This window comes from Thermococcus sp. 9N3 (genome assembly GCF_012027685.1).
Taxonomy (GTDB): domain Archaea; phylum Methanobacteriota_B; class Thermococci; order Thermococcales; family Thermococcaceae; genus Thermococcus; species Thermococcus nautili.
Genome location: NZ_SNUV01000012.1, coordinates 1 through 460, shown reverse-complemented (window position 1 = coordinate 460; position 460 = coordinate 1). Strand labels below are relative to the sequence as shown.

The 460-nt window shown below is 54.8% G+C and carries 1 protein-coding gene; it reads left to right on the top strand.

The genetic code is table 11. The features are described 5' to 3' along the window. Nucleotides 1-22: 22 nt before the first annotated feature. Nucleotides 23-460, top strand: a 438-nt coding sequence (locus tag E3E30_RS11170) for a hypothetical protein (RefSeq protein ID WP_167729655.1), incomplete at its 3' end; no start/stop codon positions are given.

Genomic DNA, 460 nt, shown 5'->3' with positions numbered 1-460 from the left:
AGTTTTGGTGAGGTGGTGAAAAGTGGGGAACGCAAACAAGAATGAGGAGCGGCCCGGGTTTGGAGAACGGGCCGAGAATTTCTTTTTCAACAAGCTAGGCTTCAGAATAGCAACCACTGGAATAATGGCAGCAATCGCCTGGTACGCGCAGGAGAAGAGCGTCACGATAGCAGAATTCAACGCCGCCTACGCTAGCATTCCACTCGCCGGAATACTTCTCGCAATGCTCTTCGACTACGGTCTCGATACCGGCAAACTCTACAACAGAATGCTTGGCAGGGGCAAGAGCGGGCTTTCAAAGCTCGTATTCGCGTTTGGAGCAGTGTTCGTCTTCTTCATGATGTTCACCTGGCTCCTGGCAGGGACCATCACGCTGAACCTCGCCGCGGTAACTCCAGCCACCCTCGTCGCTTCGGCCCTCGTGGCTCTCATCGTCCTCCTGCCGAATACCGGAACCAGA